The sequence below is a fragment of the Eisenibacter elegans DSM 3317 genome, from assembly GCF_000430505.1.
Taxonomy (GTDB): domain Bacteria; phylum Bacteroidota; class Bacteroidia; order Cytophagales; family Microscillaceae; genus Eisenibacter; species Eisenibacter elegans.
Window position 1 is genome coordinate 80,570 of the sequence record NZ_KE387154.1, and the last position, 23,702, is coordinate 104,271.

General features: G+C 49.5%; 23 protein-coding genes and 1 pseudogene. 11 read left to right on the forward strand and 13 right to left on the reverse strand.

Features of this window, described 5'->3' with window-relative positions:
* Positions 1–16 precede the first annotated feature (16 nt).
* Positions 17–1,165, forward strand: coding sequence for a 2-isopropylmalate synthase (locus G499_RS20445; protein WP_081413853.1), 1,149 nt, complete (start codon positions 17–19; stop codon positions 1,163–1,165).
* A gap of 200 nt (positions 1,166–1,365) precedes the next feature.
* Here the strand turns inward: G499_RS20445 and G499_RS22585 are convergent.
* Positions 1,366–1,557 (reverse strand): annotated as a pseudogene (locus G499_RS22585) (DUF4139 domain-containing protein); the annotation flags it as partial.
* Positions 1,558–1,591: 34 nt separating this feature from the next.
* Positions 1,592–1,924, reverse strand: coding sequence for a DUF4140 domain-containing protein (locus tag G499_RS0116250; RefSeq protein WP_027000813.1), 333 nt, complete (start codon positions 1,922–1,924; stop codon positions 1,592–1,594).
* 242 nt (positions 1,925–2,166) lie between these two features.
* On the opposite strand from G499_RS0116250, the gene G499_RS0116255 reads away from it, so the two are divergent.
* The 10 genes from G499_RS0116255 to G499_RS0116300 all read left to right on the forward strand — a co-directional run bounded on the left by G499_RS0116255 (position 2,167) and on the right by G499_RS0116300 (position 12,004).
* Positions 2,167–2,523, forward strand: coding sequence for an arsenate reductase family protein (locus tag G499_RS0116255; protein ID WP_027000814.1), 357 nt, complete (start codon positions 2,167–2,169; stop codon positions 2,521–2,523).
* A gap of 42 nt (positions 2,524–2,565) precedes the next feature.
* The gene (locus G499_RS0116260; RefSeq protein WP_027000815.1) at positions 2,566–3,945 is read left to right on the forward strand and encodes a cystathionine beta-synthase; all 1,380 of its coding nucleotides are present in this window, start codon (positions 2,566–2,568) and stop codon (positions 3,943–3,945) included.
* A gap of 214 nt (positions 3,946–4,159) precedes the next feature.
* Positions 4,160–5,533, forward strand: coding sequence for a dipeptidase (locus G499_RS0116265; protein ID WP_027000816.1), 1,374 nt, complete (start codon positions 4,160–4,162; stop codon positions 5,531–5,533).
* 86 nt (positions 5,534–5,619) lie between these two features.
* Positions 5,620–5,979 (forward strand): carboxymuconolactone decarboxylase family protein, encoded by a 360-nt coding sequence (locus G499_RS0116270; protein WP_027000817.1) that lies wholly within the window; start codon positions 5,620–5,622, stop codon positions 5,977–5,979.
* Positions 5,976–6,347, forward strand: a complete 372-nt coding sequence (locus G499_RS0116275) for a hypothetical protein (RefSeq protein WP_027000818.1) — start codon at positions 5,976–5,978, stop codon at positions 6,345–6,347. The genes G499_RS0116270 and G499_RS0116275 overlap by 4 nt, the downstream gene beginning before the upstream one ends.
* A gap of 56 nt (positions 6,348–6,403) precedes the next feature.
* Positions 6,404–7,051, forward strand: coding sequence for a cytochrome c oxidase subunit 3 (locus G499_RS20450; protein ID WP_081413854.1), 648 nt, complete (start codon positions 6,404–6,406; stop codon positions 7,049–7,051).
* 13 nt (positions 7,052–7,064) lie between these two features.
* Positions 7,065–7,346, forward strand: coding sequence for an HNH endonuclease (locus tag G499_RS0116285; RefSeq protein ID WP_027000819.1), 282 nt, complete (start codon positions 7,065–7,067; stop codon positions 7,344–7,346).
* 155 nt (positions 7,347–7,501) lie between these two features.
* On the forward strand, positions 7,502–9,877 hold the full coding sequence (locus G499_RS0116290) for a TonB-dependent receptor (RefSeq protein ID WP_027000820.1): 2,376 nt from the start codon (positions 7,502–7,504) through the stop codon (positions 9,875–9,877).
* Between the two features lie 52 nt (positions 9,878–9,929).
* Positions 9,930–10,511, forward strand: a complete 582-nt coding sequence (locus tag G499_RS0116295) for a hypothetical protein (protein WP_027000821.1) — start codon at positions 9,930–9,932, stop codon at positions 10,509–10,511.
* A 158-nt stretch (positions 10,512–10,669) separates the two neighbouring features.
* A complete protein-coding gene (locus tag G499_RS0116300; RefSeq protein WP_027000822.1) occupies positions 10,670–12,004 on the forward strand; it encodes an alkaline phosphatase D family protein in 1,335 nt (444 codons plus the stop codon).
* An 86-nt stretch (positions 12,005–12,090) separates the two neighbouring features.
* On the opposite strand, the gene G499_RS0116305 is transcribed toward G499_RS0116300, so the two are convergent.
* From G499_RS0116305 to G499_RS0116355, 11 genes are all read right to left on the reverse strand, one after another.
* A complete protein-coding gene (locus tag G499_RS0116305) occupies positions 12,091–13,161 on the reverse strand; it encodes a M42 family metallopeptidase (RefSeq protein WP_081413892.1) in 1,071 nt (356 codons plus the stop codon).
* Positions 13,162–13,256: 95 nt separating this feature from the next.
* The gene (locus tag G499_RS0116310) at positions 13,257–13,691 is read right to left on the reverse strand and encodes a hypothetical protein (protein WP_027000824.1); all 435 of its coding nucleotides are present in this window, start codon (positions 13,689–13,691) and stop codon (positions 13,257–13,259) included.
* A 103-nt stretch (positions 13,692–13,794) separates the two neighbouring features.
* Complete coding sequence (locus G499_RS0116315; protein WP_051296335.1) at positions 13,795–14,787, reverse strand: GSCFA domain-containing protein; 993 nt, start codon at positions 14,785–14,787, stop codon at positions 13,795–13,797.
* A complete protein-coding gene (locus G499_RS20455; protein ID WP_161627777.1) occupies positions 14,787–17,114 on the reverse strand; it encodes a patatin-like phospholipase family protein in 2,328 nt (775 codons plus the stop codon). Before G499_RS20455 ends, G499_RS0116315 begins: the two co-directional genes overlap by 1 nt.
* A 218-nt stretch (positions 17,115–17,332) precedes the next feature.
* The gene (ribD, locus tag G499_RS0116325; protein ID WP_027000826.1) at positions 17,333–18,388 is read right to left on the reverse strand and encodes a bifunctional diaminohydroxyphosphoribosylaminopyrimidine deaminase/5-amino-6-(5-phosphoribosylamino)uracil reductase RibD; all 1,056 of its coding nucleotides are present in this window, start codon (positions 18,386–18,388) and stop codon (positions 17,333–17,335) included.
* 19 nt (positions 18,389–18,407) lie between these two features.
* Positions 18,408–19,157, reverse strand: a complete 750-nt coding sequence (locus G499_RS0116330; RefSeq protein ID WP_027000827.1) for a class I SAM-dependent methyltransferase — start codon at positions 19,155–19,157, stop codon at positions 18,408–18,410.
* Between the two features lie 201 nt (positions 19,158–19,358).
* Positions 19,359–19,886 (reverse strand): 5-(carboxyamino)imidazole ribonucleotide mutase, encoded by a 528-nt coding sequence (purE, locus tag G499_RS0116335; RefSeq protein WP_027000828.1) that lies wholly within the window; start codon positions 19,884–19,886, stop codon positions 19,359–19,361.
* Positions 19,887–19,898: 12 nt separating this feature from the next.
* A complete protein-coding gene (locus G499_RS0116340) occupies positions 19,899–21,029 on the reverse strand; it encodes a 5-(carboxyamino)imidazole ribonucleotide synthase (RefSeq protein WP_027000829.1) in 1,131 nt (376 codons plus the stop codon).
* Between the two features lie 79 nt (positions 21,030–21,108).
* Positions 21,109–22,107, reverse strand: a complete 999-nt coding sequence (locus G499_RS0116345; RefSeq protein ID WP_035728022.1) for a polyprenyl synthetase family protein — start codon at positions 22,105–22,107, stop codon at positions 21,109–21,111.
* A gap of 189 nt (positions 22,108–22,296) precedes the next feature.
* Positions 22,297–22,746 carry a hypothetical protein gene (locus G499_RS0116350; RefSeq protein ID WP_027000831.1) on the reverse strand — a complete coding sequence of 150 codons (450 nt, stop codon included), beginning with the start codon at positions 22,744–22,746 and terminating at the stop codon, positions 22,297–22,299.
* Between the two features lie 65 nt (positions 22,747–22,811).
* Complete coding sequence (locus G499_RS0116355; protein ID WP_027000832.1) at positions 22,812–23,600, reverse strand: enoyl-CoA hydratase/isomerase family protein; 789 nt, start codon at positions 23,598–23,600, stop codon at positions 22,812–22,814.
* Between the last annotated feature and the right edge of the window lie 102 nt (positions 23,601–23,702).

Here is a 23,702-nt window from a genome sequence, read left to right on the forward strand (position 1 = left end):
CAAAAAAGAATCAATTATGAGCAATCAGGTATATATTTTTGATACTACACTACGTGATGGCGAGCAAGTACCGGGCTGTCAGCTGACTTGTGACGAGAAGGTAGAAATTGCCATTGCCCTCGAAGCCTTGGGGGTGGATGTGATAGAGGCCGGCTTTCCGGTGTCTAGCCCGGGAGATTTCCGTGCGGTGCAGGAGGTGTCTAAAGTAGTGCAGAAGCCCATCATCTGTGCGCTTACCCGCGCCAATACCCAAGACATAGATGCTGCCGTAGAGGCGCTGCGCTATGCCAAGCGCCCGCGTATCCATACGGGGGTGGGTGCGTCGGATGTGCATATTCGGCATAAGTTCAAGAGTTCTAGGGCTGAAATTTTGGAGCTGGGTGTGGCTGCTGTGCGCTATGCCAAGCGGTTTGTGGAGGATGTAGAGTTTTATGCGGAAGATGCCGGACGTGCGGACTGGGATTTTTTGGCCAAAATGATTACAGCAGTCATCGATGCCGGTGCGACAGTAGTAAATATCCCTGATACGACGGGCTACTGCCTGCCGGAGGATTATGGGGCGATGATTCATCACCTCAAAACCCAAGTGCCCAACATCGACCGCGCCATCATCTCGGTACACTGCCACAACGACCTCGGGATGGCTACAGCCAACACCATTGCCGGCATCCAAAATGGAGCGCGGCAGGTGGAGGCAACCATCAACGGAATTGGGGAACGCGCCGGCAATGCTTCACTCGAAGAGGTGGCCATGATTCTGAAAACCCATCAGAAGCTCAAGGTACATACCCGTATTCATACGCCCTATCTGAACCCAATCAGTCAGCTGGTGTCGGAGCGGATGCGGATGCCTGTGCAGGCCAATAAGGCCATTGTGGGTAAAAATGCCTTTGCACACTCCTCGGGAATTCACCAAGATGGGGTGCTCAAAAATCGGGAGAACTACGAAATCATTGCTCCTGAGGAAGTAGGGGTAGCTAGTTCGGCCATTATTCTGACGGCCCGCAGTGGCAAACACGCCCTGCGCCACCACTTAGAACGCCTAGGCTATGCGTGTACGGCAGAAAAGCTGCAAGACCTTTATCAGGCCTTTTTGCAAATGGCCGACCGCCGCAAGGACATCTCAGACCAAGACTTACAGGTGTTGATGCGCCAATGCGGATAGTGCGAAGCTAGGCAGGCACAAGCCCTGTCTGACTCCAAAAGGGAAGCGCCTAAGCAACGGGATACATACCGTTTCTTAGGCGCTCACTCATCACTCAGGGCTGTGTCAGTCGACCTTTATGTTCATAAACTTGGGGAATTTGACGGTACAGCGTAGTTGGTTACGCTGTTCGGAGCGTGGGGCGATGGTGTGTTTCCAAGTCAGAATTTGTGTATCGGTGTCAAGGCTTGCTCCTTCGTAGCTTGTTTTTCGATGCTAAACTCTTTGCGTGTGATGAGCGGTAGCTGGTCTTGGACGGTAATATTGATGGGTTGAGCCTTGTTGTTGCGAATGATGATGTCATAGGCTCTGGCCTCTGATTTTTGGGTGCTTAGCAGCTGAGTAGAGGTGAATTCTGTGACGGGGTTGCCCGCTTGCGTTGCGAGGTTAGGCCTCCAGCTCCGTTACATTCACGCCGTTTTGGCTGTTGTAAATGCGCTTGTTTTCTGTCAGCAGCTCTTTTTCGCGCTCCAGCACAGCCTGTTTTGCTTGGGTAAATTCTAGTTTTTGATTGATGGCCTGCTGCTTTTCCTGAAGCTTTTCTAGCTCTTGACGCACCTGTTGTGTTTGAAGATAATCAATCTGGTGGATGACCGACAGGATGGTAATGGCCCCTGTACCTTTGACTTGTAGGCTGGAGGGGGCGAGCTTGGCCGAAAGTTTTTCAAACACCAAGGTCGTGTTGCCCGCAGGCAAACTGAAAGCTCCTTTGCGGGTCAATTAAGCCCCTTGGAGGTAGACCGTTGCCCGTTCGATAAAGTATGGGAATTAGAAAGAACATCAATATATACAAATCATAAAGATCTGTAGCCTGATAGCTAACCAGTGGCTGTGGGGAGGCCACCACGGGTGGAGCCACAGATAAGAATTAGTTGAGCATCTGAACCAGCAGGAGCTATCGAAGGAACGCAAAGTCTAGAAAAATTCGTAATTTAGCGTCATAAATCACCAAAAGCTCATTTATGCGCAAAAAAGTATATCACCTCAGCACCTGCCAAACCTGCCAAAAGATGATGAAGGCCGCAGGAGTAGATGATTCCTTTGAACAACAAGACATCAAAACACAAGCCCTCACCGAAGCCCAAGTAGAGGAGATGATTGCGCTGGCCGGCAGTGCAGAGGCTATCTTCAGCCGCCGCTCCCGCCAATACCAAGCCCGCAACCTCAAAGACCAAACCCTGACCGAAGCCGACTACCGCCGCCTCATTCTGGAGGAGTATACCTTCCTCAAGCGCCCCGTATTCTTGATTGGCGAGCAGATTTTTGTCGGCAACGCCAAGGCTGCCCTCGAAGGCATACAAGCCGCGCTCAAAGCATAACCCAACTTTTACCCGCTCACGTACCTAACACTCCAAACACTTATGCAGTATTACAACTCCATTGTAGACACTATCGGCAATACGCCGCTTGTCAAACTTAACAAAGTAACCGAAGGCATCCGTGGTACGGTGCTCGTAAAGGTGGAATACTTTAACCCCGGCAACTCGGTCAAAGACCGCATCGCTATCAAAATGATTGAAGATGCCGAAAAAGCGGGTATTCTCAAGCCCGGCGGCACTATCATTGAAGGTACTTCGGGCAACACAGGGATGGGCTTGGCCTTGGCCGCCGTATCGAAGGGTTACAAGTGTATCTTTACGATGGCCGACAAGCAGTCGCAGGAGAAAATCGATATCCTCCGTGCAGTAGGCGCAGAGGTGTATGTATGCCCTACCAATGTAGCGCCCGAAGATCCCCGGTCTTACTACTCCGTAGCGCGCAAGCTCAATGAAGAAATTCCGAACTCGTTTTACCCCAACCAATACGACAACCTCTCTAACCGCGCCGCCCACTACGAAAGCACAGGCCCTGAAATTTGGGAACAAACCGACGGCAAAATTACCCACTTTGCTGCCGGAGTAGGCACTGGAGGCACGATTTCGGGCACCTCCAAGTACCTCAAGGAGCGCAACCCCAAAATGGTAACCGTCGGGATTGATACCTATGGCTCGGTGTTCAAAAAGTATAAAGAGACCGGTATTTTTGACGAAAACGAGATTTACCCCTACCTCACCGAGGGTATCGGGGAAGATATTCTGCCCAAGAATGTGGACTTTGAAATGGTAGACCAATTTATCAAGGTAACGGATAAGGACGCTGCCATTATGACCCGCCGCCTAGCCCGCGAAGAGGGCTTGTTTGTGGGATGGTCTTGTGGCTCGGCAGCCTTTGGCGCACTCGAATATGCCCGCGAACACTTGAAAGAAGATGATGTGATGGTGATTATCTTGCCCGACCACGGCACGCGCTACCTCAAAAAAATCTATAACGATACCTGGATGCGCGACCACGGCTTTCTCGAAGCCCGTGATTTTGCAACAGCGCAGGACATCATCCGCCGCAAAAAATCGCAGGGCAGCCGTCTGATTACGGTAAAGCCCGAAGCATCGGTGGGCGAGGTCATCAAGCTCATCCACGACGAGGGCATTTCCCAAGCACCTATTATGGATAGCCAAGGACATATCGTAGGAAGCTTGACGGACTCTAAGGTCTTGCGACGCATCATAGAAAACCCTGAGCTGCGCCAAGTAACCATCCAAGAGATTATGGATCCGCCGTTTACCTTTGTGGCGCTCAACAACACGATTGACGTGCTGTCGTCGCTGATTAACAAAGACAACAAGGCGCTGCTAGTAAGGGACGAAAACAACCAAGTACACATCATCACGCAGGCAGACATCCTGATGACGATGGCGGCTTAGTCCTCTGTGCGGGTGTACGCTATGCAGGCGCTGGCCCACGAGCAGTACCCCACAGCACGAAGTGCGAGGAGTACAGCCTCATCCAAGCACGAGCGTGCGAAGGATGCTAGCGCAAGCGATGCCCGGCTCGAAGGGCAAGCCCCAAAAATAACAAGACCACCGTCTGACGGTGTGTGATTCTGGAAACACCTCCACCCCAAACCCTTTTCTGATTATGGAACAACAAACTGCTTATTTAGAAGCGCATAAAGACCGATTTTTGGCTGAGCTTTTCGACCTGCTGCGCATTCCTTCGGTGAGCGCCAAGAGTGAGCACGCCCCTGATGTACACCGTACGGCGGAGTTTATTCGGGCGAAATTGGCCGAGGCCGGTGCCGACAATGCGGAGCTTTGCCCTACGGCGGGTTACCCGATTGTGTATGCCGAAAAAATCATTGACCCCAAGCTGCCTACGGTCTTGGTATATGGCCACTACGATGTGCAGCCACCTGAGCCGCTGGAACTGTGGCATACGCCTCCTTTTGAGCCTACGGTGCGCGATGGTAAAATCTATGCCCGTGGTGCTTGCGACGACAAAGGGCAGATGTATATGCACCTGAAAGCCTTTGAGCTGATGATGCAGACCAATACCCTGCCTTGTAATGTGAAGTTTATGATTGAGGGTGAAGAGGAGATTGGCTCCAACAACCTCGAAATTTTTGTCAAAAACAACCAAGCCAAGTTGGCTGCTGATGTCATCCTGATTTCGGATACGGGGATGATTGCCAACGATGTGCCCTCTATCGACATCGGGCTGCGCGGGATGAGCTACCTAGAGGTAGAAGTAACAGGCCCCAACCGCGACCTGCACTCCGGCGCTTATGGTGGGGCGGTGGCCAATCCTATCAACATCTTGTGTGAGATGATTGCTTCGCTCAAGGATGCCAACAACCGTATCACGATTCCCGGTTTTTATGATGATGTGGTGGAGGTGAGCGCCGAGGAGCGTGCTCTGATGGCGCAAACACCCTTCGACGAAGAAGCCTACAAAGCCGACCTCAACATCGGAGCCGTACACGGCGAAGCAGGCTATACCACTCTGGAGCGCACCGGTATCCGTCCTACGCTCGACGTAAACGGCATCTGGGGAGGCTATATCGGGGAGGGTGCCAAAACGGTATTGCCCTCAAAAGCCTATGCCAAAATCAGTATGCGCCTTGTGCCCAATCAGCAGTCTGACAAAATCACGGCGCTGTTTCAACAGCATTTTACATCCATAGCGCCCCCTTCGGTAAAAGTAGAAGTACGGCCACACCACGGCGGCGAGCCGGCCATCACGCCTACAGATACCATTGCTTTCCAAGCCGCCAGCCGTGCGATGGAAGATACCTTCGGCAAGAAGCCCATCCCTACCCGTGGGGGCGGCAGCATTCCGATAGTGGCCTTGTTTGAGAAAGAACTGGGCTTGAAAACCGTACTCTTTGGCTTTGGCCTCGACTCCGATGCCATCCACTCGCCCAACGAACACTACGGCCTATTCAACTATTATAAGGGTATCGAAACCATTCCGTTGTTCTTCAAACACTTTGCGGAACTTTCGGCCAAGTAATTTGTTTTGTTGAAGCTTGGGCTTGTGTCAATCTTTGTGCGCAAGCCCCTGCTTTTAGCCCTTACCCATCTTCCCCATTTGTTGTTATGCATCCACTCATCGAAGAGTTTAATGACTACCGTCAGCGTATGAATGATAAGATTCTGTCTGCTGACAACAAAGTGCTCAAGCGCTTCTTCAACCTTGATACCAATACTTATGCTCCGGGCGCACTGGATGTGTTGACCAAGGAGGCCATTGGCTTGGCTTGCTCCATGGTACTGCGCTGTGATGACTGCATCCGCTATCATTTGGGCAAATGCCACGAAGCCGGTATGAATACCGAACAAGTCTTTGAGGTTTTTGCTATTGCCAATATCATCGGCGGCTCTATTGTGATTCCACACCTACGCCGTGCGGTAGAATATTGGGAAGCCCTACAATCTCCTAACCCTACCACAGTATGAGTAGTGAGGCCGCTTTTAGAGTACGATGGACGCGCTTCCTCAATGCCCTAGAGCGACTGATAGGCAAGCGCCCCAAAGATGTCAACAGTATCCTGTTTTTGATAGGGATACAGGAGTTGGGCAAAGGGGCCTTGCACTTTAGCAAAGAAGAGAAGCAAGACCTGATTCATATGGGGCTTTGTAAGGTGATGAGCAAGGCCGGATATTATCGTTTTAGCCATATTGACGATGAGGGCTGGCATCATTGGGAGGTGGCCAAGCCAATTCCCCCTCAAGGACTGATAGAACAAGAAAAGCTTATCAAAACCCATCTGATGTCCTATTTTGTCGATGAAGGGGTGTTGCCCGAAAATTTTGACGCGGCCTAGTGTTTGTAGTCCTTTGGGGCGAACAATCTTATCGAACGTATTGTTAGAGCTGTGTTATGCAAGAAGAAGAAAATCAATACCCCAAATTCTCTGACTTAGAGCCTCAAGAGCGACCCGAAAAGGGGCTTTTCAGGCGGCGCGAGCCTTTACAGTTTTTGCTTTGGCTGGCGATTTTCAGTATGAGCCTCGGTTTTTTTTCGCTAACAGCCACATATGTATACAAGCGCATACAAGGTGTGTGGACACGTTTTGACCTACCACCGGCTTTCTGGCTCAGTACAGCAGTCATTATGGCCAGCAGTTATACCTTGTATCTGGCCAATGTGGCTTTTCAGGAGGAACAATTCAAGCGTTTTCGCTCTTATATTTTGTTTACCTTGAGCTTAGGCATCGGCTTTATGGTATTGCAGGCCGAAGGTTGGCGCGAGCTGATAGTGCAGGGTGTATGGCTCAAGGGTGCGGTCTCGGGGTCTTTTGTGTATGTGCTCTCAGGCCTACATATGGCTCACTTGGCCGGCGGAGTGATTTTCCTGATGGTAATCCTTATCGAGGCCGTCCGGCATACTTCTTATGTCGACTCGTTTGTCTATAGTGTGAACCCTCCCAATCAATTACGGCTCAAACTTTTGACCATTTACTGGCATTTTGTCGATGTACTTTGGCTATATTTGTTTGTGTTCTTGCTTCTGAATCATTGGCTGTAAATAGATGGGTGTTATGGATAATGTTGCTTCATGTTGTGAGCTTTGCGGACGCGAAGCTCCGCTGACTTTTCACCACCTTATCCCCAAAGCGCTTCACAAAAAAGCATTTTACCAAAAACGCTATACCAAGGAGGAAATGCAAACAACAGGCCTGATGATTTGCCAGCAGTGCCACAGTACTATCCACCGATTTTTTGATTTGAAGGACTTGGGTAAGTTTTATCACAGCAAAGCCCTACTCCTAACCGATGAGCGCTTTGCCAGTTATATTGCTTGGGCAAAGAAGCAGCATTGATTCAAATTTATCATACGTATATCCCCCTGATTATCAGGTCTATTTCATCAATATAGCAATTTTTGCAGCTTAAAATATGCAACATTATTGCAGATAATTTGGTTTGTATGTAGCTTTGCAAACTGAAACACTATTGCAAAAATAAGCAACCTTGCATGCGGTATTCCCTTAGGCTTGTATTTCTGGTGGCGATGCTTTTGTCTCCCCCCTTTGGCGCTCTGGCACAGATGGACTGCCAATGTGTGTTGGAGGGGTATATTCGTGATGCCGAAGACCACCAACCATTGGTAGGGGCAGTACTTCAGTTGATGGAGATTGACAAAGGCACTGTGAGTGATGCGCAGGGTTACTATCGCTTTGCGGGTATCTGCCAAGGTACTTATACCCTGACCATTCGGTACATAGGCTACAGTACACAAAACCAACAACTCACGCTCAAAGCAGGGCAAACACACAGCTTGGCTCCAATATTCCTTATTGCTGCACACACCCACTTAGCCGAGGTAGCCATTTCTGATAATAAATACGAAACTTCTGCCGTACACCACGAGCAAGCCTTAGAAGCCAAGATGCTCGACCGGCATACGGGCAAGCCTTTGGCTTCGGCCTTACGAGAGCTGACAGGCGTAAACACCCTGCAAACAGGCCCTACGATAGCCAAGCCGGTGATCCACGGGCTGCATAGCAACCGGGTGCTAGTGATGAACAACGGCATTCGGCAAGAAGGCCAACAATGGGGAACAGAACACGCTCCCGACATAGATCCGTTTGTGGCTTCGCGTATTGCGGTAGTCAAAGGAGCGGAAGCTGTGCGTTATGGCGCAGATGCGGTAGGTGGTGTAGTACTGTTGCGCCCGCCACACCTCGGGCAGTCGGAACATATCCACGGCCATCTCTATACTGTAGGGATGACCAACGGACGGGGAGGCAGTGGCTCGGCTATGCTCGAAGGACGTATCGGCAAAATACAAGGCAGTGGCTGGCGAGTACAAGGTACTTACAAAAAACTAGGCGACGCGCAAGCCGCCAACTATCTCCTCAACAATACTGGTGTAGAAGAACTGAACTTTTCGGCAGCCTTGGGTATCCACAAAGCCCGCTGGGGAGTAGAGTTGTATGCCAGTCGTTTTGATACCCGCCTAGGTATCTTATCTGCCGCACACATCGGCAATGTGGTAGATATGCAGGCGGCCATAGAACGAGCGGTTCCCCAAAGGCTCCAACCTTTTAGCTATACCATAAGCAATCCCTTCCAACAAGTACAACATCAGCTCTACAAACTCGAAACTTACTACAATTTGCCACAACTGGGCAAACTGGAGCTGGTGTATGGCTATCAGAAAAATCTACGGGAAGAGTATGACATCAGGCGTGGAGGGCGCTCCGAACGCCCAGCCATTGCGATGGACTTAGGCACCCACAGCCTAGACCTCAGCCTGCAACACTTGCCTTGGCTCAACAAAAAACTGGAGGGAAGTATCGGTATATCGGGCTGGTTTCAGGATAATTTTAATGATATACAACTCACTGGCAGCAACCGCCTTATCCCTGACTATACGGCTTGGAATCTGGGAGTATATTGGATAGAACGTATTGGCAATGAGCACGTTCAGTTTGAATGGGGCGCACGCTACGACTACCGGAGGATGGAGGTGTTTGTGTTTGAAGATCGTAACACCCTGCGCCGTGACTACCCTACCTTTGGCAATGTATCGGCCAGTGTGGGGCTTTGGAAAAGCCTGCCCAATGATTGGTATAGCAAAATACACCTCGGGTTGGCTTGGCGACCACCCAATATCAATGAGCTGTATAGCGAAGGACTACACCACGGCGCAGCAGCCATAGAGCTAGGCGACCAAAACTTGAACCCCGAACAAGCCTACAAACTCATCGCTACGCTAGGTAAGCAACACCAGCGCTGGACGCTAGAGCTAAGCCCTTTTTATCAGCATATCCAAAACTACATTTACCTCCTGCCTACAGGTACACAGACAACCATCAGGGGCGCGTTTCCGGTTTTTAGTTATCGCCAAAATGATGTTCACTTTTATGGCCTTGACCTTGATGCACAGTATCGGCTGACCCAACGATGGTCTGTAATCGGCAAGGCCTCAGTGCTCGAAGCCCAAGCCCTCGACCAAAGTAACTTGATGTGGATTCCGCCCTCACGCTATCATCTGAGCTTGCAATATAACCAAAAACGCAGCTGGTGGATAGTAGAAGACTTTTTCGCCTCTCTAGAAGGTGTCTTCGTAGACCAACAACGCAACAGTCCTCCTGTTTTGCAAGACTGGGAGCGCTTCCCCGAACAAGGCACATTTGATTTTCGGGGGGCTCCACCGGCCTACTTTCTGCTTCAGGCTCAGGTGGGTTGGGAACACCCTCTGCGCGGCGAGCAACACCGCATCGGGGTCAGCCTAGCTGTCGAAAATGCCCTTAATCAAGCTTATCGTGATTATATGAATCGCCTCCGATATTTTGCTGATGACCTCGGGCGCAATGTTATTCTGAGGTTAAAATACAGTTTCTGACGCATAAAGACTTTTTTATAACCCAATGTTTTACTTAAAACCAATAAATCTGATGAACAAGTTTTCTATCCGTGTACTACTGATGCTTGCCTTGAGCTTTGTCGTATTGACTAGCTGTAGCCGTGACAAAGACCCTGAGCCTGCTAATGAAGAAGAACTCATCACCACGCTGGAGATGAAGTTTACTCCTCAAGGTGGTGGTCAAACAATCACTTTCCTTTGGAGAGACGGTGCGTTGCTACCCGGTCGTGGTACTAACCAAGCCCCTGCTCTGGCTCCCAACACTACTTATAATGTGGCTATCGAACTACTCGACGAAACACAAACTCCTCCTGAAGACATCACTGAGGAAATCGAAGAAGAGGACGACGAGCACCAGTTCTTCTTTATCATTAGCAGTGGGCTAAACCTCACACACCAATACAATGACAGAGACGGTGATGGTCGCGCTGTGGGCTTGAAGAATATCTTTACCACTGGTCCTGCCAGCACTGGAACTTTGCGTGTCATCTTGAAGCACAAACTTAACAAAGCTGCTGCCGCTAACTTGGTTACTCCCGTAACCCTAGAGCAAATCAACGGCTTTGGCGGTGATACTGATGTAGACCTTACCTTTAACGTAACTATCCAGTAATCAATTACTTACAAATAACAATACCTCTCGCTAAGGTACCAGACCCTTCGGCCTTTTGGGCTTGAAGGGTTTTTTGTTAAACAAAACTTAAAGCCACAACTCCACACCAGCACAAAGATTGACTTATCTTTACCCTTTCATCAAATCGTTCTCTATTTATGAAAAAAATAAGCTTATTTATCCTAGCACTGCTGATAAGCACAGAACTTTTGTATGCCCAACAAGCCCTGTTACAATCTGGACCAATGGTGGGTTATGCTACCTTCAAAGAAGTGATGCTGTGGGTGCAAACCAAGGAGGCTGCTCAAGTACACGTGGTGTATTTCAATACTCAAAAGCCTCAAGAACGCCTACAATCGGCCAAACACACCACCAAGGCCGAGCAGGCCTTTGCCACACACATCCCCGTTGCCGTTACAGAAGGCCAACAATATCAGTATGAGCTGTATATCAACGACCAAAAAGTAGTTCTTAACCACCCCCTGACTTTTCAGAGCCAAACCCTTTGGCAACATCGTAAAGACCCGCCGGCCTTTCGGTTTGTTTTTGGGACTTGCGCTTACGTCAACGAGCCCGAAGTAGACCGCCCCGGCAAACCTTATGGAGGCGAATACGGCATCTTTGAGCAAATACGCGCCAAAAAGCCTGATTTTATGCTCTGGGGTGGAGACAATGTCTACCTCCGCGAAGTCGATTGGGACACCCGCAGCGGCATCCTACACCGCTATACCCACACCCGCTCGCTACCCGAGGCGCAAGCTCTACTCGGTTCAGTACATCACTATGCCATTTGGGATGACCACGACTTCGGGCCTGACAACTCTGATGCAAGCTTTTGGATGAAAGAGACGACCCTAGAGGCTTTCAAGCTCTTCTGGGCCAACCCCAATTACGTAGATGCTACCTATGGTACGTTTTTCTGGAATGATGCGCAGTTTTTCTTGCTCGATAATCGTTACTTCAAAACTGCCCCTGACAGTAAAACCACCGAACCTACTATACTTGGCGAAGCTCAGTTCCAGTGGCTTGTCCAAGCGCTCAAATACAGCAAAGCCCCCTTTAAATTTGTAGTAATGGGAGGGCAATTCCTCAACAACAGTCCCAATTGTTTGGATGCGGCTTGGTGTGAAAACTACCTCCGACACACTGCCGAGCGCCAACGTATCATTGATGCTATCCGAGACGAAGGCATCACAGGAGTTATTTTCTTGACCGGCGACCGTCATCACAGCGAGCTGTCTGTACTCACCGAGGGGGTCAACTACCCTTTATATGACCTAACGTCCTCTCCTCTGACTTCGGGCGGCGCTGGTGAGCGTGGCCGCAACGAAGGCAATACCCTTCGTGTGCCCGACACCTACTACGGTGAGCGCAACTTTGCCGTCCTTGACATCAGTGGTGAGCGCCTCGACCGTAGGCTCAACATCACCCTCTTCGATAATCAGGGTAAGCAACTTTGGCAACATCAAATCAAAGCCAATGAGTTGAAGTAACCACATCCAAGAGCATTGGCTATATCGATAAAACCCCGGCAAAGCCATATACTTTGTCGGGGTTTGTCTATCTCAGGGCCGCCTATTTAGTTGAAATAACGGAAGTCGTGATTGTTGGGCAACTGTTTCAAGAAGGCCGTCATCAGCTGAATGACGTTGGCCACATCTTCTTTATCAGCCGTTTCGACAGTGGTGTGCATATATTTCAGCGGCAACGAAACCAAGGCCGAAGCCACTCCGCCATTAGAGTACGCAAAAGCATCGGTATCCGTACCCGTCCAGCGCGAAGAGGCCATTCGTTGGAAAGGAATTTGGTTTTTCTCCGCTAGGTCTATCAACATTTGCAGCATATTGTTTTGTACTGCGGGGGCATAACTCAATACAGGGCCTTTGCCGGCGTGAATGTCGCCATCGCGAATTTTGTCATACAAGGGTGACTGGGTATCGTGGCATACATCCGTTACCAAGGCCACATTGGGCTTGATGCGTTGAGTCATCATTTCGGCACCACGCAACCCAATTTCTTCCTGAACCGAATTGACGATATAGAGGCCATACTCAGGTCTGAAGCCCTCCTCGTGTAGCTTTCGGGCTACTTCGGCAATCATATAGCCGCCCATACGGTTGTCAAGGCCGCGCCCTACATAGTAGCGGTTATTCAGCTCCATCAGCTCATCCACAAAGGTGGCGACCGTTCCTACGTGAATGCCCAGCGCGTGTACTTCTTCTTTGGACTTGCAGCCGCAGTCTATCACAATGTTTTTCATCGTCGGCTTAGGGTCGTCTTTTGGGTCATTGCCACGCACGTGAATCGCCGGCCACCCAAAGATGCCCTTCACAATTCCGTTCTTGGTATGTAGGTTGACCCGCATCGAAGGCGCAATGATGGGGTCAGAGCCGCCATTACGAATAACATAGATATATCCGCTGTCGGTGATATAATTGACATACCAAGAAATTTCGTCGGCGTGGGCTTCTATCACTACTTTGTAGGGAGCCTCAGGGTTGACAATACCCACCACGGAGCCGTAAGTATCTACTTCATAGGTGTCGATATAGGGCTTGAGGTAATCGAGCCATATTTTTTGCCCGCTGCTTTCGTAGCCTGTGGGCGAGGCGTTGTTGAGGTATTTGGTCAAAAACTCCTGACTAGTCATCATACAAAACAAGGGTTTTGGTGTAGTGGTATACAATTCAAACAATGTCAAAAATACACAAGCCTGTAGGCTATCCCAAGGTTTGGCGCAAAATATTACGCGTTGGTTGGGGGCAACCACGCATGGGCTTCGTCTTCGGTCTGAAAACTCGCCTGCACCCACGAATGTTCACCCGGGTTGCGAGCTTGGTGTACTTCTTCCAAAATTTGTGCATTAGACAATTCTGCAAAAAAATCATTGGACATCACCAAGGCATAGTGGGTAGCCAGCCCCTTGTGCATCGCATCGTCCAGCTTCTGCGCAATCCACTCTTGTGTTTCGGGCAAAATAGCATAATCTACCGCCAAGCTATTGTCTAATACACTTTGTGGGCGGTAGCTGAGAATAAGCTCACATAGCTTCTCCACAGCAGTACGCAGCTCCTCATCATTGATATCTTCAAAAGCCAACCAATGGCAGTAAAGCAATCGATTGTCGTCCTCATAGTAATATTTTACCACAAGGCTTTCATAGAGCAACTGTCTTTTCATTGTTCATTCGATTAGGTAAGTGAAGTGTACCACTGCCAGTATTTGTTTGCCAGACCAAAAGCCTAGACAAGCTATACACAAAAATAAAATAATTGGCTTGGCTTCATAACTGTTTCGACAACAAATTTAGTTCAGCAGCAACATCAACATCGTTTGTTCGCCCAAAAGCCTCTACTTGTTTGTAAATATTTTGTAAAAACTGCTGATGAGCTACACTTTCAGGGCGCAGGGGTCGATGTTGGAGGGCTTGGCGTATTTTGCTCCACTGTCGGACAGCCGCTTGTGTTTCGGGGTTGAAGGCGGCTTGGGCAAACTGCTGCCAGATATACTCCTGTGCTTGTTCGCTAGGGTGGAGCATATCTTGAGCATAGAAGCGGTAGTCGCGCAGGTCGTCCAAAAGCAGTTCATAAGCAGGGAAATAATGCACTTGTGCCAAGTTTTGGCTTAGCTCATGGCAAGCCAAACGCAAGACCGATTTGCTGACACTATTGAGTGGCAAGGTATCTTTGAGGTGCCGTACTGGGCTGACCGTCAGCAGCCAATGCAGCCTAGGGTTATGTTGGGCTACTAGGGTGTGAAGCTTGGCAAAATCAGCCACTATTTCCGCTACACTCAGCAGTTGTTTTTCAAAATTGGCCGCAGGGCTTTTGTGGCAATTGGCTACTAGGGTGTGGTCGGTACGGAGGCGATAGACCCACGCTGTTCCGAAAGTATAGACAATCCACTGGGCTTTTTGAAGTACTTCCGCCACCGTATGCAGGGTTTGCTGAAGTTGCTGTATGAGGGTATCTTTATTGGCTGCATAATGCTCGGAGTGCCAGTCATAATGCAACCACAGCCCGTCTTGTTGTACAAATCGGGGGGCTGACCATAGTTCCGGCTGTGGGGCAATAGCCTGAGACAAGAGCTTGTGTACCGATAATGGGTTGAAAATCACGCCAAATGGGTTGCTCAAACCCTCAAATTTGTGTGCCAACAGGCGCTGGCCAATCGTATCGGCAAAGCAAGAGCCCACCGTCAATACAGGGGACTTTAGGGCAAATGAAGGGGTAATAGGTTCGCAGGCCAGTGCTGTCCGAAAGGCAATATCAGGCATTAGTCAAATGGGCGGGGGTTAAACAATAAGAAGCCTATGTTGAACAACAAACTGAAGCTCTGCCGCTGCTCTTCATAATAATTGAGCTGTAGGCTTACCGGCCCCACAAAGGTATTGTACACCAAAGAGGCACTGCCTGCTACCCTAAGGTAGTCAAACTCTTGAAAACTGCGCTCAGGACGCTGCTCTTGGTCAATAATAGGCTCGTAGGTATTGAAGGCATAGGCTTCCAAACGCGCATGCCAGTTTTTGTTGAATCGATATGCCACTTTAGCGCCCAAAACCACATAATTGGGTGCGCGAAAGCTCGGTAAAAACAGCGTTCGGCTATCCATCAGCGGGAAGAAAGACGGCGCATAGAGTTTGCTCGAATAATAATTCCTAAATACTGGCTGGTTACTCAAAACAGCCTCCAAGAGATAGCCGAGCCGCATCCGCCGACTTCCCCAATAGCGCTCCGCATGAAACTTGGCCATAAACCATTGATGGGTATCTGTAAAACGAAGGGTTTCTTGAAAAACCGAGCGCGTACCGGGGCTAAATAACTCATTACCAATAAAAAAACGTCCTGATATTTCCAAAGAATGTCCTTCTAATGGAAATATTAAATGATTGAGTGTATTCTCATAATAGCCGGCAGCTAAGCGCGCACCCTCGAAGCGGGTAAAGTCCAACAAGTCGCCAGAGCTGAATGTACTGGTACTCGAATAACGGTTGGCGGTATAAAAATAGGCTCCACTAAAGACAAATTTACCCAAACTCCCTCGCGCTACGTGTGTATTGACTCCAGTGTAATGGTCGAGTTGTGTCAAAATCGCTTGCCTAGGGCTTTGTCTAAAAATAAGTTCATTGATATTTGAATAATTAAAATTATTATACACATAAAAAGGCTCAATATATAGCGGCACGCGAGAAGGGATATTGATTTTAGCATTGGCCTTCACAGAGCTATAAAAGTTGCCTAAGTAGGCCTGTACCCCAAAATTGTACAAGTAGCGATTCAGGACTTGATACTGTATACCGGCATACAAGGCGCTAAGGCTGCGGGTGGAGAGATTGCCCCCAATGTCGGCATGGATTGTTCGGTCTGGTTTTACTTGCAAGTTGAAATCATAGGCTTGTGTCTCTTCATTGAAGTAAAAACTAGGATACAAGGCTTCAAATTTATCGGCTTCTACCAACCGATAATACCGCCGCTTGACCTCTTCGAGGCTGAGGGCTTTGTTGGTAGCCAATAAGGTGTTTTTGATATACCCTTGGTGTCTTTTGGGCAAGCCTGTTACGGATACTTGCCCCAGCTGAAAGGGAGGCATTTTGGCTCGAAACTCCTGACGCGCAGTATCTAATGTAGAGGAGGCAAGCCTGCGGCTGATTTTCTGGCTGATTTCAGGGATTTTTCTCAGCCCTGCCTCGTAGCCAATCCGCAAAAAGTCTGGCGCACGGTTGAAGTTCAAGGCCGTAAACTCGTGTACAGATGGCTCTATAAACACATCTCCTGAGTCGAGGGAAGTGCTATCACTTTTGGAAAGTAACAGGTAAAATAGCGCATCCTTCAAGTGTTTTTCATCATCTTGATATGGATATTCCGTAAAGTTTTTAGTAGACACATTCACCCCAATGACGACATCAGGACTAAAAATTTGCTTGGCTTTCTCTACCGGAAAATTATCATAAATTCCCCCGTCAAACAAGTAGCGCCCCTGTACCCGGATAGGGTTAAAAAACAAAGGTACACTCATTGTTGCCCGCAGGGCATCGGCCAAAATCCCATGAGCCAAGACAATCTCCTCTTGGGTAAACACATCGGCAGCCATACACCTAAACGGAATCATCAGGCTGTCGAAGCTGCAATCTGTCGCCGCAGAGGCCTGTGCCAATAGTTCGGCCAACGCAAAATTGAGGGTATAATCCTTGACAATGGTGCTCTTGAGTGAAGGTTTGAGCAAAGAATCTAAGGCCAGCCGTACAGAAACCAAGGATGCATTGGGGTCTTTTTGGTACAACCGATAGCGGTATTGGCCACTCACCCGACCCGAAACCCAATCTTGAAATGCATCACTCAATACAATATCTTCTAACTCGTCGACACTATAACCCGCTGCGTAAAAACCCCCGATAATTCCCCCCATAGAGGTTCCAATGATGTAATCAATCGGAATTTGGTGTTCTTCCAATGCTTTGATCACGCCTAAGTGTGCAATTCCCTTAGCTCCCCCTCCACTGAGTACCAAGGCCACTTTTTGTGCTTGAAGAGGAGGAGTAATAAGGCAAGCCAACAAACTGGCTGACAGCAGCCAAAGACTGACAAATCGTGTAAAAAAAATCATAAGTAGGCTCTGAAAGAAGGCAGGATGTGTATGAAAAAGGCTGATACTATCTTGAGGGCATCTTCGCATTGTTAGCGATGATGATTTTTCTATATTTTTGGAAAATCGAGCACAAGCACACGAGCAATCAAAATAGTATGATATTGTCCTTGTATACGGTTTTGGTGCAATAAAGATATGCTTTTGAGCCACCTAAGCAGGGATTTCTACCCTTGCTGTCAGTGTAGTACTACCTCCTGATGTCGTGGATGTAGATAATGGCTGTAGTGGTCGTTCAAAATCGTTTGTCGGGTCTGTAGTACAGCCCCCGGCGGGATAGCTGGGGCGGGGATTCCTTGTTCAAAAACCTGCTCCTGAGCCTCAAAGCAATGCAGTTCATCCCAACGATTGTCGTTCAGCAGGGCATTGAAAATAGCGGTACCACCTTCTACCAACACGCTGTGGATACCCCGCTGGTAGAGGTCATCGGAGAGCGCCTGCCAAAAATCGTTCTGAGGCAATGCCACCCAAGTGGTGTTACCGGTTTGTTGGTTTTTGGAGAAGTTATAGCAGATTGTCGGCTGCTCCCCCTGAAACAGGTGTAGGCTGGGTGCAAGACTGTTGTGTCTATCTATCACAAGGCGGTGTGGGTCTCGCCCTTCCCACTGCCTGACATTGAGTTGGGGGTTATCATAATGGGCTGTATTTTTCCCAACCAATACGGCATCCTCTTCGCTACGCCAGCGGTGTACCCACATTCGCGAAAGCGGATTACTAATCCAGCGCGAATCATAGTCGGCACGTGCTAAGAAGCCGTCGGCAGTCTGCGCCCATTTGAGTACCCAATACGGGCGCTTCTCAGCAATAGCAGTCAGAAAGCGGCGGTTGAGTTGGCGGGCTTCCTGCTCCAACACGCCCAACAACACCGGGATACCGGCTTCTTGCAGCTTGGCAATGCCTTGGCCTGCCACCTTGGGATTGGGGTCTGTACACGCAATGACTACCAATGCCGGGCGCAAATCCACCAACATATCCGCACAGGGGGGTGTTTTTCCGATATGAGCACAAGGCTCCAAGGTAACGTATACCGTCGCTTCGGCAATCAGCGTTGGGTCTTTGACCGCCCGCACAGCGTTGACTTCAGCATGTGCTTGGCCATAACGTTGATGCCAGCCTTCACCAATAACCTCTCCTCGGGCTACAATCACACAACCCACCATCGGGTTAGGACTGACCAGCCCGCGCCCGCGTGTAGCCAACCACAAAGCGCGGCGCATGTACATCTCGTGATTCATAGCAGCTTTGGGAAATTGTTTATGCTTTCTGGGTAATGAAAATCAAGCGTTCAGAAGCCTCTGCCACATAAGGCGCAAAAGCATAATCACCATACACAGCCTTTAGCTGTAGCCCTGCGGCCTCAAAATAACGCTCAAAAGTCGCTTGGTTAATTGCCCGTACCCGCTCCTGAAAGTGATAGGTTTGCCCTTGGTCTTCAAAACGAATATCTTTGACAATATACCCAGCTTCGTAGCGCTTGTGAAGGTGAAAAGTGATGCCTTCTACTGTTTTTTGTTGTATAGGCTGTAGGGATGCAATCACAACTGTTGGGTTCAAAAAATCAATCACCAAACGGCCTTGGGGCTTGAGGTTGGCCGCCATCGCTTGGATAGCTTCCAAGTTTTCGGCCTCTGTATCGAAATACCCGAAACTCGTAAATAGGTTCAACACCACATCAAAGCCCTCCGGTCGGAACACCTCCCGCATATCATGTACAAAAAACTGTAAGCGCTCATCTGCATACGCTGACGCATACGCAATACTATGAGGGGCGAGGTCTATACCCGTTACACAAAAACCCTTGTCGTGAAGCATACGGGCGTGCCGCCCCCTACCACAGGCCACATCCAAGATCTGCTCTGTAGGGCTGAGCGCCAAATAAGTACTCAGCCGATCGATGAAGGCCTTGGCCTCGCGCTCATCTCTGTTTTTGTAGAGAATGTGATAATAAGGAGAGTCAAACCAAGTGCTAAACCAAGTAGCTGTATTGGTAGAAAGGGTTTCCATAAACAACAAAGCTTGTAATCAGACAAATCCGCGTGCGACACCAACACTCGACAGTAGCACGCACTACCTTAGATAAGTCATTTCAGCAGTGATATGTTCCATACTCGGGTATTTATTTGTATCAAATACCCGAGGGATGTCCATCAGCCGCTTTCTTGGGTTACGTCTCCAAGTCGCTAGGTGATTGAGCGTAATGCCCCCTCAAAACCCAAGTTTTGGCCGACCTTGCTCTAGTTTTTGGGCATCGGCTTCTACTTTTTCCTGCATTTCGAGGCGATAGGCTTCTAGCTTTTGGGCGAGGTCATCCTCAAAGGTCGAAAGCATTTGTATGGCCAGCAAGCCGGCATTTTTGGCCGCATTGAGCGCAACTGTGGCCACAGGGATGCCATTGGGCATCTGCAAGATAGAGAGGATAGAGTCCCAGCCATCGATAGAGTTGCTTGATTTGACCGGTACGCCAATCACAGGCAAGGTAGTGATGGCCGCTACCATTCCGGGCAGGTGCGCTGCGCCGCCAGCCCCAGCAATGATGGCTTTGAGGCCACGCTCACGGGCTTGTTGAGCATAGCTAAACATACGCTCGGGGGTGCGGTGTGCCGAAACGATGGTCAATTCATAGGGCACACCAAACTGCTGCAGGATGTCGGCAGCGGCTTGCATCACGGGGAGGTCAGAGCTGCTGCCCATAATGATTCCCACGAGGGGTTGTTGTGAATCAGATGCTTTCATAAAGTCAAGAAGTTATTGGCTGATAACGCGGAGGGTCTTTTTGATGAATGCGATTTTTTGTTGGAGCGCCTCTACTGAGTCTGCCGTCAGGGTAATGTGACCCATCTTGCGCCCAGGTTTGGTGATGGTCTTGCCGTAGAGGTGTAGGTACACCTCTTCGAGTGCCAATACCTCTTCGAGGCCTTGGTAATAGGCCGTGCCTTGGTAGCCTTCAGCGCCAATGAGGTTGACCATCGCGGCCAGGCTTCGGGTTTTGGTGCTGCCAAGGGGTAAGTTGAGAATGGCACGGAGATGCTGTTCGAATTGCGAAGTAACGTTGCCTTCGATGCTGCTGTGGCCGCTGTTGTGGGTGCGCGGGGCTACTTCATTGACCCATAGCTCGCCGTCCAGTGTGAGAAACATTTCTACGGCCAACAAGCCTGTCATGGCTAGTTTTTCGATTACTGTTACGGCCAGCGCTTGGGCTGCCGCTGCGGTGGCTTCGTCGATTTGAGCCGGCGCCAGCAGATAGTCCACGAGGTTGTACTGTGGGTCAAAGACCATTTCTACCGCTGGATAGCAGGCGGTTTGGCCTTGGGCATTGCGTGCTACAATTACGGCCAACTCCTTGGCCACAGGGGCGGCCTGCTCTATCAACGAAGGCGCCTCAAAGGCCCGAGCATAATCTGTAGGGCTGCTCAAGCGCATCACCCCTTTGCCGTCATAGCCTTCGCGTCCCAGCTTGAGATAAGCTGGCAACCAAGAGGTATACTTGATAAGCTGTGAGGGGTGGTCGATAAGGGCAAAGGGAGCGGTTGGCAGGTTATGTTCGGCATAAAACTGCTTCTGGAGACGCTTATCTTGGATAAGGCGCAGTACCCTTGGCTCAGGGTACACCTTTTTGCCCTCGGCTTCGAGGCGTTCTAACGCTCGGACATTGACGTTTTCGATTTCGATGGTAATCAAATCCATCCGGCTGCCAAAGGCATAGACAGTCTCTTCGTCGGTCAGCGACCCTACTTCAAACTGTGGCGTAAGCGCACGGCAGGGAGCCTGAGGGTCGGGGTCAAGTAGGTGAATATCGAGGTTGAGGTTGGCGGCGGCCTGCAAGAGCATCTTACCCAGTTGCCCACCTCCCAAAACTCCTATATGGGTAGGGTTCATAAAAATGCGGGGGAATAAACATACCAAAAGTGACTCAAAATTACGACTTTTGGCAGGTTTATGCCTTGTTGGCGGCCAACTATTTGCGGCGGGCGATGGTAAAATCAATCAAATCTGCCAAGGACTGCTTGAAGGCTGAATCTGGTAGTGCTTCGAGCATTGTTTCGGCCTCTTGGCGGTATTGTTGCATTTTTTGCTCAGTATAGGCGATGCCGCCGCTTTGGCGCACAAACTCAATCACCTCGGCCACTTTAGCCGGTTTGTGAGTTTGGTTTTTGAGAATATAGCGGATGCGGCGCTTGTCGCCCGCCGAGGCGTGGTTGAGCGCATAGATAAGGGGCAGGGTCAGCTTTTTCTCCTTGATGTCAATGCCGCGTGGCTTACCTATCTCATCGTTACCATAGTCAAAGAGGTCGTCTTTGATTTGGAAGGCAATGCCGATTTTTTCGCCCATCAATCCGGCAGCTTTTACCTGCTCCTCGTCTGCTCCGGCAGAAGATGCTCCTACGGCACAACAAGAGGCGATGAGTGAAGCCGTTTTTTGACGGATGATTTCAAAATATACCTCCTCGGTGATATCGAGTTTGCGGGCTTTGGCTATCTGTAACAGCTCTCCCTCGCTCATTTCGCGCACGGCTTCTGATACGATTTTGAGTAGCATGTAATCCCCATGCGCTACCGATAGCAGCAGGCCACGAGAGAGGAGATAATCGCCTACCAAAACAGCGATTTTATTTTTCCAAAGCGCATTGATAGAAAAAAAGCCACGGCGGTAGTTGGCCTCATCCACCACATCGTCGTGTACGAGCGAAGCTGTATGGAGCAGTTCTATCAAGGCCGCTCCTCGGTGTGTGGACTCGGTGATTTGGCCGTGTGCTCCTGCTGTCAGAAAGACAAACATCGGGCGCATCTGTTTACCTTTGCGCTTAACGATATAGCTCATAATCGCATCGAGCAGGCGCACTTTGCTCTTGACAAAGGAGCGGAATTTATCTTCAAACACAGTCATCTCCGCCTGAATAGGCGCCTGTATTTGTTTTAGATTGGGGGTGTTGCGCTGCTTTTCTGATGCAATCATATATTCCAAAAATAGGTCGAACCTCTATAACTACCTGTGTCGTGCAGGTGTTTGCGTTTACAAAATAATGGAAGTTTTAAAGGGATGACAATTTTTGGGCACATTAATTTTGGCACCTAACAAGAATGCACACAAAAAAAGCGCCTGTGTTGGTACAAGCGCTCTTTGTATTTTGATGATAAAGCTAGTTTAGTGGCCTGCATTGCCCAACATAAAGAGCAAGTGAGTCAGCTCACATTTAGAGGCGTTGGAGAGGTAGTTGGTGATATGCTCGGTTACACCAGGGTCATTTTCGATGGCGTGAAAAGCCTCAAAATCACAACCGAGCTTGGCCATCTCTCCTTCAAAATCTTCCATACGTTGCAAATCTTCTATGATACGCATCTGTTTTGTTTCAGAGGCGGTCATTACTGCCGCTTCGAGCTTAGACTGAGCTGTTTCGTTGCCGTAGTCGCGAATATCAAACATAAACTGCTTGATAGAAGGGTCAAGTGAGCCAATGAAGGTATTGACACAGTCGCAAATATCAGCCGTCATACGCTCCGCTTGTGCTTTGGTGGTTTGGGCTTGTACAGTTAGGCCGCTTGTCAAGTAAAACAAAGCTGCCAATACCCAGAGTGAGATTTTTTGATACATCATTGGATGGGGTAAACTAGGGTGAATCAATATTACACTTCAACGAAGCGTTTTTTGATTGTATACGATTATTCTCCTTTGAAGTTGGGTTTGCGTTTTTGTAAGAAAGCCATTACCCCTTCGACAAAGTCGGCGGAGCGGAAATTTTTGGCTTGGTTGCGGGCTTCGGCTTCGAGCGCCGATTCGAGCGTGCCGTTGAGAGCCTCGCGCAAGTTGGCCTTGGTTTGTTGGATGGCCACAAAGGGGCCGCTGGCCAAGCGCTCAGCCATTGCCTGTACGGTAGCGTCGAGCTCTGCCTCGGGGCATAAGTGGTTGATGAGGCCCAACTCTAGGGCTTCGGGAGCGGAGATTTTGGCTGCTGTTGCCATCAATTCGAAAGCCTTGGGATAGCCCATAGCCTTGAGCATAAAGAAAGCCCCGCCGCCATCGCTAGACAGCCCGATATTGGTAAAAATCTGGCTAAACATCGCTTCTGGTGCCGCATAAATCATATCGCAGGCTAGGGCAAAGTTTGCGCCTACGCCGGCAGCCACCCCACGTACTTTGGCGATGACGGGGATGTCCATATTGCGGATATTGAGGATAGCCGCATTGATACCCGTGCGTAAGTAGGTGGTTACGTCATAGGTTTTGGGGTCTTGCATGGCATTGCCGCCTAGGTCTGCCCCACTGCAAAAGTTGCCTTCCGCACCTGTCAAGACTACGACCCGCGTGCCGTCTACCGTACACTGCCCCAAAGCTTTGACCAGCTCTTGGGTGCCTTCGGCGCTGATGGCGTTTTTGCGCGAGGGATTGTTGAAGGTAATGGTCTTAACCCCGCCCTCAAGGGTGATGCTCAAAAATGGATTGTTGCTCATGTGTTTTGTCGTTTGGGAGAATGGTTAGTTCAATGAATGGATAAAGATACAAAAAAAGCTTTGTAAGGGAAGTTTTTCTGCTTCAACACAGGGTATCGCCGC